The sequence below is a fragment of the Pseudonocardia kujensis genome, assembly GCF_021283305.1.
Classification (GTDB): domain Bacteria; phylum Actinomycetota; class Actinomycetes; order Mycobacteriales; family Pseudonocardiaceae; genus Pseudonocardia; species Pseudonocardia kujensis.
Window position 1 is genome coordinate 1 of record NZ_JAJSOK010000119.1, and the last position, 12150, is coordinate 12150.

Genomic DNA, 12150 nt, shown 5'->3' on the forward strand with positions numbered 1-12150 from the left:
GGCGCTTCTTCTCGGTGCGCGGGCCGGGGATCGTGCCACGGCCGCCGCAGGGCCAGCCCCTCGTCGTCGCGCTCGCCCACGCCCGGGCCGCGTACGAGCTGGCCGCCCGCGCCGCGGACGTCGTGGTCACCACCCCGCAGGGCGCGGCCGACATCCCGGCGATCCTCGGGGAGATCCGCGCCGCCCAGCACGCGGTCGGCCGCACGCTGCCGCCGCTGCGGGTGCTGGCCGACCTCGTCGTGGTCCTCGACGCCGACGCCGACGCGGCCCACGCCCGGCTCCGGCGGCTCGAGGAGCGGAGCCTGCTGCGCTCCGACGCGGCCGTGCTGGCCGGCACCCCGACCGCGCTCGCCGACCTGCTGGAGTCCTGGCGGGACGAGGGGATCGACGGGTTCCGGCTGCGGCCGGCGGTGCTGCCCACCGATCTCGACGCGATCGTCGACGGGCTGGTCCCGGAGCTGCAGCGGCGCGGCCTGTTCCGCACCGCCTACGAGCCCGGGACGCTGCGCGAACGCTTCGGCCTCGAACGGCCGGCCAGCCGGTACGCGGAGGTGGCGGCGTGAGCGAGCGTGCGCGCGAACCATCGGCACCGCGCGGGAAGAAGCAGGTGATCCTCGGGGCCTACTTCCCGGGGGTCAACCACGACACCGTGTGGAGCGACCCCGCGTCGGGCAGCCACATCGACTTCGCGTCCTTCGAACACTGGGCCCGCACCGCCGAGCGCGGCACCTTCGACCTGCTGTTCCTCGCCGAGGGGCTGCGGCTGCGCACCCGCGGCGGGCAGGTCTTCGACCAGGACGTCGTCGGCCGGCCGGACACCCTCACGGTCCTCGCCTCGCTCGCGGCGGTGACCGAGCACATCGGGCTCGCCGGCACGATCAACGCGACCTTCAACGAGCCCTACGAGCTGGCCCGCAGGTTCGCGACGCTGGACGTCCTGTCCGGCGGGCGGGCCGCGTGGAACGTCGTGACCAGCTCGGACGCCGACACCGGGGAGAACTTCCGGCGCGGCGGGTTCCTGGCGCACTCCCAGCGGTACGAGCGCGCGGGGGAGACCCTCGACGCGGTCCGGGCGATGTGGGACTCCTGGGGCTCCGACGCCGTGGTGGCCGACCCGGCGAGCGGCCGGTTCCTGCGCGACGGGCACGTCGGCGACTTCGCGTTCCACGGCGCCCAGTTCGACATCGCCGGGCGCTTCAGCACCCCGCGCAGCCCGCAGGGCCATCCCGTGGTGCTGCAGGCGGGGGAGTCGCCGGCCGGGCGGGACTTCGCCGCCTCCCGCTCCGACGCGATCTTCTCCCGCTACCAGAAGTTCGACGAGGCCAGGGCCTTCTACGCCGACGTCAAGGCGCGGGTGGCGAAGTTCGGCCGCGATCCCGACCAGGTCAAGATCCTGCCGTCGGCGTCGGTGATCCTGGGCGACACCGAGGCCGAGGCCCGCGACCGGCACCGGGACGTCCGCAGCCGGCAGGTCGACCCGTTCACCGCGATCGTGCTGGCCGAGATGGTCTGGAACCGCGACCTCTCCCAGGTCGACCCGGACGGACCGGTGCCCGAGTCGGAGCCCACCCCCGAGGCGCCGAGATGGATCCGCGGGCGCGCCCCGCTGACCCAGGACGCGCACGCCACGGCCGAGGACTGGCGTGCGCTCGGCCGGCGGCACGGCTGGTCGCTGCGCGAGGTCGTCACGCACGTGTTCGACAGGGCCGTGTTCGTCGGCACACCGGTGCAGGTCGCGGCCGAGATCGACCGGTACGTGCAGGAGGACGCGGTCGACGGCTTCATCCTCGGCTCGTACGTCAGCCCCGCCGGCCTCGACGAGGTCGTCGAGAAGGTGGTCCCGCTGCTGCGCGACCGCGGCGTCCTGCGCGACCGCTACACCGGCTCCACGCTGCGGGAGAACCTCGGCCTGCACCCGCCCGCAGGCCTCGGCGAGCCGCCGGCCGTCTTCGGCGCGGCCGCCCGCACCGCCTCCTGAAACCCTCCGCTCCCACACGCCCCGGACCGGCGCGCCCGCCGGTCCGGGGCCCCTCCCCCGAAGGACCCCGATGACCGTCAGACCACGCGGGCTGCTCCTCCCGGCCCTGCTCTCCGCCGCCGCCGTCGTGCTGGCCGCCTGCGGTGGCTCCGCGGGCGGCACCGCCGGCGGCGACGCCGGCCCGCCCCGGGCCGGCGGCACCCTGCGCTTCGCCGTCGGCAGCGACGCCGGCTGCGTCGACCCCCAGCAGGTCGGCAGCAACGACACGATCTACTCGGTGCGCCAGCTCGTGGACTCGCTCACCGACCAGGACCCGCAGACGGGGGAGATCGAGCCCTGGCTGGCCACCTCGTGGCAGACCTCGCCGGACGCGAAGAGCTACACGTTCACCCTGCGCGAGGGCGTCACGTTCTCGGACGGCACCCCGCTCGACGCGAACGCGGTGAAGGCGAACTTCGACCGGATCCCCGAGATCGGTGCGCGGGGCACCCTGCCCAAGGGGTACCTCGCGGGCTACGCCGGCACCACCGTCACCTCGCCGACGCAGTTCACCGTCTCCTTCCAGCAGCCGAACGTGCAGTTCCTGCAGGCGACCTCGACCCACAGCCTGGGGATCCTGTCCCCGGCATCGGTCGCGAAGTCGGACGACGACCGGTGCGCCGGGGTGATCGGCTCCGGTCCGTTCACGCTGCAGAACTACGTGAAGAACGCCTCGATCACGCTCGCCAAGCGGCCGGGGTACGCCTGGGGCTCGTCGCTGTTCGCGCACCAGGGCGAGGCGTACCTGGACACGGTCGAGTTCCGGATCGTGCCCGAGTCCGGTGTGCGCACGGGTTCGCTGCAGTCCGGGGAGGTGGACGCCATCGGCAGCATCGGGCAGCAGGACGAGGCCCCGCTGACCGGTGCGGGCGCGCAGCTGCTGGCCCGGTCCAACCCCGGCGTCGTCTTCGGCATCGCGTTCAACCAGAGCAAGCCGATCGTCTCCGACCCGGCGGTGCGGCGGGCGTTGCTCACCGCGGTGAACCGGGACGAGATCGTGGGCGGCGTCTTCCCCTCCCAGACCAAGCCCGCCACCAGCGTGCTCGCCTCCACCACGCCGTCGTACGCGGACCAGGAGCTCACGTTCGACCCGGCCAGGTCGGCGACCACGCTGGACGCGGCCGGGTGGACGGCCGGTCCGGACGGGATCCGCGTCAAGGACGGGCAGCGGCTCACGATCCCGGTGACCTACTCGCCGGTGGCGGCCACCAACAAGCCCGCCCTCGAGCTCCTGCAGCAGCAGGCCAAGGCGGTGGGGATCGACCTACAGGTCCAGGAGGTGCCGATCGCCCAGGCCTCGCAGCTGCAGGCCGCCGGTGACTTCTCCGCGCTCTGGTACAACGTCACCCGGGCCGACCCGGACATCCTGCGCGGCCAGTTCTCCACGGCCGGGGCGAACCTGTTCCGGCTCCCCGACGGCCCGCTGCAGGCGCTGCTGACCGCCCAGGCCGCCGAGCCGGACCCCGCGAAGCGCACCGCGATCGTCGGGCAGGCGCAGCAGGAGCTGCTCACCGAGGGCGTCTTCGTGCCCGTCAGCGAGCTGACGACGGTACTGGGTGTGGGCGCGGGCGTCCACGGGGTCACGTTCGACGCGTCCTCGCGCATCCAGCTGCACGACGCGTGGAAGTCCGACGCGAGGTGATCCGGCCGTGATCCGCTACCTCGCCCGCCGGGTCGCCACCGCCGTGGGTGTCCTCTGGGCCGCGTACACCGTGACGTTCGTCGTGCTCTACCTGCTGCCCGGTGACCCGATCACCACCATGGCGGGCGGCGGGCTGGACGGGGAACCGCTCACCCCGGAGGCGATCGAGGCCCTCAAGGTGCGGTACGGCCTCGACCAGCCGCTCGTCGTCCAGTACGGGCACCGGCTGGGCGAGGCGCTGTCGGGCGACCTCGGCACCTCGATCCAGAACGGGCAGGACGTCCGCACGGCCATCCTCGAGGCGTTGCCGCCCACCCTGCAGATCGCGGTCGGCGGGCTGCTGGTCGCGGTCGTGCTCGGCGGCGGGCTGGCGCTCGCCGCCACGTCCACCTCGCTGCGGTGGCTGCGGCAGCTGCTGATGGCGTTGCCGTCGCTCGCGGTGTCGCTGCCGGTGTTCTGGGTCGGCCTGATGCTGGTGCAGATCTTCGCGTTCGGCCTGCACTGGCTCCCGTCGGTCGGGGCGTCGGGCTTCTCGGCGCTGGTGCTGCCGTCGACCACCCTCGGCCTGCCGATGGGGGCGCTGATCGCGCAGGTGCTCGCCAAGAGCCTCACGACCGTGCTCGAGGAGCCCTACGTCCAGACCGCACGGGCCAAGGGCGTCGGGCGGGCGGCGATCCACCTGCGGCACGCGCTGCAGAACGCGGCCATCCCGGCCCTGACGGTGCTCGGCTACGTCGCCGGGAACCTGCTGGCCGGCACCGTGGTCGTCGAGACGGTGTTCACCCGGCCCGGCCTCGGCCGGCTCACCGTGCAGGCCGTCGGCGTGCAGGACATCCCGCTGGTGCAGGGCATCGTGCTCTTCGCCGCGCTGGTGTTCGTCGGCGTGAACCTGGTGGTCGACCTGATCTACCCGGTCCTCGACCCGAGGATCGCCAAGGGGGTGCCCGCGACATCGTGACCGAGCTGCTGATCCGGGAGGGCACTCCCGACTCGTCCGGCACCGCGCCCGGTTCCTCCGTCGCGCTGCCCACCCCGCCGACCCGCCGGGAGCGCCTGCGGCGGCTGCCGCGCTTCCTCGGGCACCGGCCCGGCCTCGTCGTCGCCTCCCTCGTGGTGCTCCTCGTGCTGGTGGCGGCGTTCGCGCCCGGCGTGCTGGCGCCGGGGGACCCGAACGTCGGCGTGGTCGCCGACAAGCTGCGGGCGCCGAGCGGCGCGCACTGGTTCGGCACGGACTACCTCGGGCGGGACGTCTACACCCGCGTGGTGCACGGGGCGTCGCTGTCCCTGCAGGCCACCGTGATCGCGGTGGCGGTGGCGCTCGTCGTCGGCGGGCTGCTGGGCCTGCTCGCCGGGTTCGTCGGCCGCTGGGTCGACGAGGCGCTGATGCGGGTGGTCGACGTGCTGCTCTCGATCCCCGCGATCCTGCTGTCCCTGGCACTGATCACGGCGCTGGGCTACGGCACGATCAAGGTGGCGATCGCCGTCGGCGTGGCGAGCGTGGCGAACTTCGCCCGCGTCATGCGGGCCGAGACGATGCGGATCCGCCGGTCGACCTACGTCGAGGCGGCCCGCTCCGTCGGCACCCGCTGGTACGTGACGCTGTGGCGGCACGTCCTGCCCAACGCCGCCGGCCCGGTCCTCGTGCTCGCGGTGCTGGAGTTCGGCCTCGCGATCCTGGCCGTGTCCTCGCTGTCCTTCCTCGGCTACGGCGCGCCGCCGCCCGCCCCCGAATGGGGGTCGCTGATCGCCGAGGGCCGCAACTACCTGGCGACCTCGTGGTGGCTCTGCGCCATGCCGGGCCTGACGATCGCCGCGACCGTGCTGTCGGTGAACCGGATCTCCCGGGCGCTCGACGGGGAATGGAGCCGGGCTCGATGAGCACGATCCTGGAGGTCTCGGACCTCGACGTCGGCTACCGGATCGCGGGCGGGCACATCCACGCGGTCCGCGGCGCCTCGCTCACGGTGGCCGAGGGCGAGGTCGTCGCGGTCGTCGGCGAGTCCGGGTCCGGCAAGTCCACGCTGGCCCAGGCCGTAATCGGGCTGCTGCCGGGCAACGGTGCGATCGAGGGCGGGAGCATCCGGCTGGGCGGTTCAGCGAACACCACCGAGCTGACCGGCCTGTCCGAGAAGGCCTTCCGCGGGGTCCGCGGCCGCCGGATCGGGCTGGTGCCCCAGGACCCGACGGTCTCGCTCAACCCCGTGCAGCGCGTCGGCGTGCAGGTCGGCGAGGTGCTGCGGGTGCACGGCCTCGCCGACAAGCGCACCGCGCGGCTGCGGGCGGTCGAGCTGCTCGCCAAGGCCGGGCTGCCCGACCCCGATGTGCGGGCGGGGCAGTACCCGCACGAGCTGTCCGGCGGCATGCGTCAGCGCGTGCTGATCGCGATCGCGATCGCCGCCCGGCCCGGGCTGATCATCGCCGACGAGCCGACCAGCGCCCTCGACGCCACGGTGCAGCGGCGGATCCTCGACCACCTCGACGCGCTGCGGGCCGAGACCGGGACGGCGATGCTGCTGATCACGCACGACCTCGGGGTGGCGGCGGACCGGGCCGACCGGGTCGTCGTCATGTCCGGCGGGCGGATCGTGGAGGAGGGCTCGGTCGAGCGGATCCTCACCGATCCGGCCGACCCCTACACCCGCACCCTGGTCGCCGCCGCGCCCGGGCTCTCGGCGCCGCCCACGCCGCGCACCCCGCCACAGCCGAGTGACCGCCCGGTCGTGGAGGTCGGCGGCCTGACCAAGGACTTCCCGCTGCCCCGGGTGCGGGGGAGGCGCGGCGTCCTCCGTGCGGTCGACGACGTCTCCTTCGCCATCGCCCGGGGCGAGACGCTCGCGCTGGTGGGGGAGTCCGGCTCCGGGAAGTCGACCACCGCCCGGCTGGTGCTGCGGCTGGCCGACCCGACCGCCGGTGAGGTCCGGTTCGACGGTGCCGACATCACGCGCGTGAAGGGCCGCGGTTGGCGGGAGCTGCGCCGGCGGGCCCAGCTGGTCTACCAGAACCCGTACGCCTCGCTGGACCCGCGGTTCTCGGTGGAGGAGGTCGTGACCGAGCCGCTGCGCGCGTTCGGTGTGGGCGGCCCGGCGGAGCGGCGGACCCGCGCGGCCGAGCTGGTGGAGCGTGTCGCCCTGCCGGCATCGGTGCTCGCGCGCAGGCCGGTCGAGCTCTCCGGCGGGCAACGGCAGCGGATCGCCATCGCGCGGGCGCTGGCCCTGTCCCCGGATCTCGTGGTGTGCGACGAGCCGGTGTCCGCCCTGGACGTCTCCGTCCAGGCGCAGGTCCTCGCGCTGCTGGAGGAGCTGCAGACCGACCAGGGGTTGGCGTACCTGTTCATCTCCCACGACCTCGCCGTGGTCCGGCGGATCGCCCACCGCGTCGGCGTGATGCGCGAGGGCCGGCTCCTGGAACTGCGGCCCACCGAGGAGCTCTTCACCGATCCCCGCGAGGACTACACCCGCGAGCTGCTCGGCGCGATCGCCGGCCGCCGGCGCGCCGCCGACGCCGTCACCACCAGGAGCGCGTGAACGCGGTCCTGGTGCGGCGCACGCGCAGCACCCGCCAGGAGCGGTTGCCGACGTGGGTGCGGTGCGGCTGCCACCAGGAGGGACGGCGGGCCGACGCCACGCCGGCGGCGGCGTGCCGGGCCCGGCCTCGGGTGGGCCGCCGCCCACTGATCGAGATCCGTGCGCGTTCGACCCGCGCAACCGATCAGGACGCGGTACGGTCCACCCAGGGTGAAGCAGGCCGCCCGTCCCTCGACGAGAGGAGTGGCGGCCGATGACGCTCGCTCATCCCGCTCCGATGGCCATCGACGTCCCCGAGCCGGGCGCGTACACCATCCGCCTCCGCGGTCACCTCGACCGCCTCACCGGGGCGCGGCTGCTCAGACTGGTCGACGCACGGCTCCAGCTGGCCCGCCTCGGGCACGCCGCCACGCGGCACGTCCTGATCGACGTCACCGACGTCGACTCGATCGGGCCCGGGGCGCTCCCGGCGCTGACCCACGCCCAGCACGCCGCCGGCCGCCACGGCGTCACGCTGGACCTCGTCGGCGCGAACGCGCTCGCCGCGCGGCTGGGCACGGCGGACCGGCAGACGCTCGCGCGGTTCCGCTCGTTCCCCACGGTCACCGCGGCCCTCGCAGGCCTGGCGGTCGAGGGCTGACCGGCCGCCCCCGGGTGGCTCAGGCGTCCCGGGCGCCCTCGGTCGGTCGGGGCGCGCCGAGGATCTCCTGCATCTCGGGGAGCCCGAAGAACGCGGCGGTCGCCAGGGCCGACTGGTCGCCCAGGGCCGGATCACCGCCCGCCGCCAGGAGGGCCTGCACGGACTCGGCCGACTGCCGGAACGTCGCGGCGGACAACGCCGTCTGCCCGCGGTCGTTGGCCCGGTCCGGGTCGGCCCCGCGTGCGAGCAGCGCCTGCACCGTGGCCGGGTGGTCGTGGTAGGCGGCGAGAATGAGCAGGGTGTCGCCCTTGTCGTTGGTCAGGTCGGCCGGCACCCCGGCGTCCACGTAGGCCGCGAGCCGGGCCGTGTCCCCGGTGCGGGCCAGGTCGAACAGGCGGTGGGCGAAGGCGAGGGTCTCCTCGTCCGGCTCCGGCATGCGGCCAGCCTAGGCGCGGGGCGGGTCACCCGCCGGTCGCGGCGCGGTGGGCGGCGGCGACCAGCGCGGCGGCGACCTCCACCTCGGCCTGGTCGCGCGGCGCCGGGACCAGCACCAGCCCGGCCGCGAGCCGGACGCCGGCGAGCGGGTGGGCGACGGCCCAGCCCTTGGCGAGGGCGTCGTAGAGCAGCGCGTCGGGCAGGGCGAGGTGCAGGCTCCCGTCCGGGTGCAGGTGGGCCAGCTCGTTGCCGGCCGCGTGGACGAGGGTCGCGGGGTCGGCCGGGACGTCCAGGAACAGCGAGCGGGTTCCCTCGGGGCCGAGCACCGCCGGTGCCTCGCGGCCGAGCCCGCGGATCCGCTCCCACAACGCCTCCTGGTGCGCGCCGGGCGGCCCGACGGGCAGCTGCGGCAGGTCGACCGTGGTGTCGGGCGGCTCGCCGGTCCGCTCCGGCAGCCGGCCCAGCCCGGGCCAGACGGGCTCGTCGCCGTCGGGCAGGGGGTTCTCGCCGTGGGCGCGCAGGAAGTCCAGCCGGTCGCCGAGCCAGCTCCCGGCCGCCGCGACGACCGAGCCCGCCAGGGTGCCGGCCTCGGGCGTGCGCGCCACCCGGACCGGCGCGCCCGACCGGCGGCGCAGCCAGTCCCAGGTGCGGTCCAGCAGCGGTGCGGGCGTGCGCGGGTCGGAGTCGGCGTGGGCGAGGAAGACGGGCACGCCGCGCAGCGCCCCGCGCCCCGTCGTGCCGGCGGCGAGCGGCAGGACGTCGAGGGGGAGCGCGCCGTGCAGCAGGATCGCGCCGGAGAACCGCTCGGGCAGGCGCAGCATCAGGTGCCCGGCGAGGGCGACACCGCTGCGGAACGCCAGCAGCAGGACGGACCGGTCGGGGTGGCCCTCGGTGTCCAGCCAGCGCACCAGCCAGTCCCCGGCCTCGGCCAGCCCGGCGGGGTCCGGTCTGCCGTCCGTCTCGGCGAACCAGGCGAAGCCCCGCTCGACGGCCAGCGGCGCCCGGACGGCCACGTAGGCGACCGGGCCGTGCGGCAGCCAGGGCGAGATCTCGATCATGGAGTGCTCGCTGGTGCCGTTGCCGTGCAGCACCACGACCAGCGGCGCCGCGGGGTGCGGCGACCCCCAGCGCGCGACCATCGGCTCGTCGCCGGGACCGGTGGAGCGTGCGCCGACCGTCATCCGGCGACCGTAGGACCGCAGCCGGGTCGGCCCCGTCTCACTTCGACGCACCGGTCAGCCCGCGTGCAGCTCCCGTAGGCGACCACGGAGTGGAAGCGGATCGGCAGGGCGGCCAGCTCACGCGGGCCGTGCACGCCCTCGCCGTCGAGCTGCAGCGCGTCGCCGGGGCGCAGCGTGCAGCTGGACTCGCCGTGCCCGCGCCGGCGGGGGTGAACACGGCCTCGCGGGGCGTGTCGGCGCCGCGGAACAGTGAGGTGACCGGGACGTCGAGGGCGTCGGCCAGCCGCGCGACCGTCGTCGGGCTGCACGAGGTCTGGGCGTTCTCGATCTTCGACAGCATCGGTTTCGAGATGCCGGTCCGCACCGCCATGTCCGCCAGGGTCAGCCCGCGGCCCGCCGCAACCGCCGGACCTGCACCGCGATCGCCCGCTCGAGCCGGCCCTCCTGCGGCGCGGGCTCGGCCACCTCGCGCGCCGCCGGTCCGTGCGGCGGCACCGGCCGTACCGGCGGCACCTGATCGCTCGCACCCTCCACGCGCCGTGGCCAGCCCAACCACGCTCCGTCGTCCCTCCGGCGCCGTCCGCTGTGGATCCGGCCGCTCGGCGCGGCCGGACGAGCCGGGAGGTGCCGTTGAACGTGCACGGAGTGTCGTTCGGCGCGTCGTCATCACGCGAACGTGTGATAGGTGAGCGCTCCGGCAACAGGAGGGCGCGGGCGATCCGCGGTCCGGGACAGGCTCCCCGTGCCCCGGCTCCGGAGCACGCCCGCCCCGACCGCGGCGCCCCCTGGGTGGTGGTCCGGTCCGCCCCGGCCCCGCGTCCCCGGCGCGGGTCCGGGGCGGTCCGCGTGCGCTTCGCCCGGTGTCCGTCGGCTGCGTCTCCCTGCTCGCGGTGTCCGTTCCCTCGGGCCCGTGCGGATGGCACGATCGGAGCGTTCTGAACGATCGATCAGGACGGCGTGCGACGACGGACGGAGCGGGCGTGGCAGACCTGACGGGCCTCAACGCGGTGGTCACCGGGGGCAACGGCGGCATCGGGCTGGGCATGGCGACGGGCATGGCGAAGGCCGGCGCGAACATCGCCATCTGGGCGCGGGACGAGGCGAAGAGCGCCGAGGCGGTCGCCGGGCTGGAGAAGCTGGGCGGGCGCGCGCTGGCCCTGACCTGTGACGTCGCGGACGAGGTCCAGGTGGCCGAGGCCATGGACCGCACGGTGTCCGAGCTCGGCCCGCTGGGCTGCATGGTCGCGAACTCGGGAACCTCGGGCCGGCACACGGTCGTCGAGAGCTCGCTCGAGGACTGGCGGCGGATCATGAGCGTGAACCTCGACGGCGCGTTCCTGACCTGCCGGGAGGCCGCCCGCCGGTTCGTCGACCAGGGGACGGGCGGCTCGATCGTCGTCGTGAGCTCGATGATCGCGGGCTTCGGCGGCACGGGGCAGTCGGCCTACGCGGCGAGCAAGACGGGACTGCTCGGCCTGAGCCGGACGCTGGCCGTCGAGCTGGCCCGGCACCGGGTGCGGGTGAACGCGCTGATCCCGGGGTGGACGGTGACGGGGCTGAGCGCGGGCGGCTACGCCGACGACCGCTTCCGCACCGCGACCACGCAGCGCACCCCGGTGCGGCGCTGGGCGGACCCCGCGGAGTTCGAGGAGGTCGGCGCCTACCTCGCCGACCCGTCGCTGACCTTCCACACCGGCGACGAGATGCGGGTCGACGGGGGCTACACGATCTTCTGAGCGTCGGTGCCGAGCGGAGCTCGCGGAGCGAGCGTGGGTGCCGAGCGGAGCTCGCGGAGCGAGCGTGGGTACCGAGCGGAGCTCGCGGAGCGAGCGTCGGTGCCGACGCTCTGGAACCCTGGGCCCGGTGAGCACGACGAGACGGACGGGTGTCGCGGGAGCCGTGGTCGGCGCGGCCGCGGCCGGGATCGGTTGGGCGGCCCGCGACTACCGGCGGTGGAAGGCCCTCGGTCCGGGCGGGGTCCCGGCGAACCCGGTCGGCTGGCTGGCGGTCAGCGGCATGCGGCTGCGCGCCCGCGACCCGTACGCCTGGCGCGAGGCGGGCAGCGGCGACGTCGACCGGGCGCTGCTGACCCTGCCGTCGCGCGCGGGGGCGCGGCCGGAGGTCGGGCCGCACCCCGTGCCGCACCGGGTGCTGACCCAGCACGCGGACGAGGCGCAGGTCGCGGCCCTGCAGGACGTGGTCGAGGAGCTCGCGGGGCGCGAGGGCCTGGAGATGCGCACGAGCGGGTGGGAGAAGCACCATCCGGCGCTCTGGCGGGTCGGCGGACCCGAGATCGGCCACGTCCACCCCGCCGACGGGTCGATGCACGTCGCGCTGGCGCCGCTCGACGCCCGGGTGGTCGTCGCCCGCCGGTGGGGCGAGTTCCATCCGCTCGCCGGCGTGATGCTCGGCCTCCCCGAGGGCTACGTGCTGCTCTACCCGCCCCGCGACGACGCCGAGATCGGGCACCTGCGGTCGGTCCTCGAGGCCGCCGCCCGCTGACCCCGTCGCGACCCGGTACCGCGCCGGTACCGAGCCGATTCCCGGGCGCGGCGCCCACCCCCGCGGCGCCGCGCCCGGAGGTCCTAGGAGACTGCTGAACAAGGGCGATTGAGGGGGCAGGGCGCCTCATGGCGGTCTTGTGCCGCTGGGTTGGGTCAGCACCCGTGGGTGCGACATATCGAGGGTCGCCCTGCCCGCTGGGGAGCCTG

General features: G+C 75.2%; 12 protein-coding genes. 9 read left to right on the top strand and 3 right to left on the bottom strand.

Annotated elements, in window-relative coordinates:
- The 7 genes from LWC35_RS37850 to LWC35_RS37880 all read left to right on the top strand — a co-directional run.
- Window positions 1–563: LLM class flavin-dependent oxidoreductase (locus LWC35_RS37850; RefSeq protein WP_232875356.1), on the top strand; the 563-nt coding region annotated here is incomplete at its 5' end.
- Entirely contained in the window at window positions 560–1978 is a 1419-nt protein-coding gene (locus tag LWC35_RS37855) for an NtaA/DmoA family FMN-dependent monooxygenase (protein WP_232875357.1), read from the top strand. The genes LWC35_RS37850 and LWC35_RS37855, both read left to right, overlap by 4 nt.
- A 70-nt stretch (window positions 1979–2048) precedes the next feature.
- On the top strand, window positions 2049–3659 hold the full coding sequence (locus LWC35_RS37860) for an ABC transporter substrate-binding protein (protein WP_232875358.1): 1611 nt from the start codon (window positions 2049–2051) through the stop codon (window positions 3657–3659).
- A 7-nt stretch (window positions 3660–3666) separates the two neighbouring features.
- Window positions 3667–4617 (top strand): ABC transporter permease, encoded by a 951-nt coding sequence (locus LWC35_RS37865; protein WP_232875359.1) that lies wholly within the window; start codon window positions 3667–3669, stop codon window positions 4615–4617.
- A complete protein-coding gene (locus tag LWC35_RS37870; protein ID WP_232875361.1) occupies window positions 4614–5537 on the top strand; it encodes an ABC transporter permease in 924 nt (307 codons plus the stop codon). Before LWC35_RS37865 ends, LWC35_RS37870 begins: the two co-directional genes overlap by 4 nt.
- Window positions 5534–7183: a dipeptide ABC transporter ATP-binding protein gene (locus LWC35_RS37875; protein WP_232875363.1), complete on the top strand. Its 1650-nt coding sequence runs from the start codon at window positions 5534–5536 to the stop codon at window positions 7181–7183. Before LWC35_RS37870 ends, LWC35_RS37875 begins: the two co-directional genes overlap by 4 nt.
- Before the next feature lie 253 nt (window positions 7184–7436).
- Window positions 7437–7823, top strand: coding sequence for an STAS domain-containing protein (locus tag LWC35_RS37880; RefSeq protein ID WP_232875365.1), 387 nt, complete (start codon window positions 7437–7439; stop codon window positions 7821–7823).
- Window positions 7824–7842: 19 nt separating this feature from the next.
- Here the strand turns inward: LWC35_RS37880 and LWC35_RS37885 are convergent, their stop codons facing one another.
- From LWC35_RS37885 to LWC35_RS40725, 3 genes are read right to left on the bottom strand one after another with little or no spacing between them, the layout of a single operon-like run.
- Window positions 7843–8259, bottom strand: coding sequence for an ankyrin repeat domain-containing protein (locus LWC35_RS37885; protein WP_232875366.1), 417 nt, complete (start codon window positions 8257–8259; stop codon window positions 7843–7845).
- A gap of 25 nt (window positions 8260–8284) precedes the next feature.
- Window positions 8285–9439: a luciferase domain-containing protein gene (locus LWC35_RS37890; RefSeq protein WP_232875367.1), complete on the bottom strand. Its 1155-nt coding sequence runs from the start codon at window positions 9437–9439 to the stop codon at window positions 8285–8287.
- 37 nt (window positions 9440–9476) lie between these two features.
- Window positions 9477–9809, bottom strand: a complete 333-nt coding sequence (locus LWC35_RS40725; RefSeq protein ID WP_232875368.1) for a helix-turn-helix domain-containing protein — start codon at window positions 9807–9809, stop codon at window positions 9477–9479.
- A 610-nt stretch (window positions 9810–10419) separates the two neighbouring features.
- On the opposite strand from LWC35_RS40725, the gene LWC35_RS37900 reads away from it, so the two are divergent.
- Window positions 10420–11175, top strand: a complete 756-nt coding sequence (locus tag LWC35_RS37900) for an SDR family NAD(P)-dependent oxidoreductase (RefSeq protein WP_232875370.1) — start codon at window positions 10420–10422, stop codon at window positions 11173–11175.
- 127 nt (window positions 11176–11302) lie between these two features.
- Window positions 11303–11941 (top strand): luciferase domain-containing protein, encoded by a 639-nt coding sequence (locus LWC35_RS37905; protein ID WP_232875371.1) that lies wholly within the window; start codon window positions 11303–11305, stop codon window positions 11939–11941.
- Window positions 11942–12150 lie beyond the last annotated feature (209 nt).